Consider the following 798-nt stretch of genomic DNA (forward strand, 5'->3'; position numbering starts at 1 on the left):
TCCGAGCGAGGCGTAGCGGCACGGCCAGTGCCGCGGCGAGAGGTAGCACCGGGGTGGGAACGACCCGGTTACCCCGCAGGGACAGACCCTCCAGCGCGACGGCGTGGCCCGCGGCAAGCACGTCCGCGGGGAAGCCGGCGGCGAGGGTGACGGTCAGCCCTCGTAGCGACTCGGCGTCCGCGGGCAGGCCGGGGGCCGCGGCGGCGGCGGTCACGACCAGAGTGCCGTCTTCGTCGGGGACGGCGACCATGCCGATGTCCGCGGCGGCTGCCCGCCGACCGATCCGCGCGACGAGACCGAACGCGTCGCGCGGATCCGGGGCGGCGAGCACGCTGGTCGTGATCTCGGCGCTGGCCGCCAGCCAGGCCCGGCCCCGCTCTGCCCGCTGGCAGAGCGTGCGTGCTTCTCTCTCGGCCCGGCGCAGGTCGCTGATGTCGGTGAAGACGAGCGCGAGCATCTCCTCACCACCCCGCAGCCAAGGGATCACCGTGATCCGCATCGACCGGGCGAGACCGTGCTCTCCCCTCAGGTCAAGATCGCCGACCTGGGTGTGGTGGGTGCGCAACGCGGCCGCGATCATCCCCCATTCGCCGTCCAGCGAGCGCTGGTGCGAGCCAGCCGGCGACAGCCGCTCCGTCAGCTGAGCGAGACGGTCTCCGACGAGCTGGGGCACACCGGCGATCTCGTCGATGAGCGGTGAACCACGCCACAGCCGCAGGTCGGCGTCATAGACCGCCACCCCTACCGGCAGCTCGCCTGCGGGTACCCCGGCAGACACCAGTTCCAGCAGCGCGGCGT

The 798-nt window shown here is 73.1% G+C and carries 1 pseudogene; it reads right to left on the minus strand.

Features of this window, described 5'->3' with window-relative positions:
- Positions 1-798 (minus strand): annotated as a pseudogene (locus tag FREUN1FDRAFT_RS39230) (histidine kinase); the annotation flags it as partial.

The organism is Parafrankia sp. EUN1f (assembly GCF_000177675.1).
Taxonomy (GTDB): Bacteria; Actinomycetota; Actinomycetes; order Frankiales; family Frankiaceae; genus Parafrankia.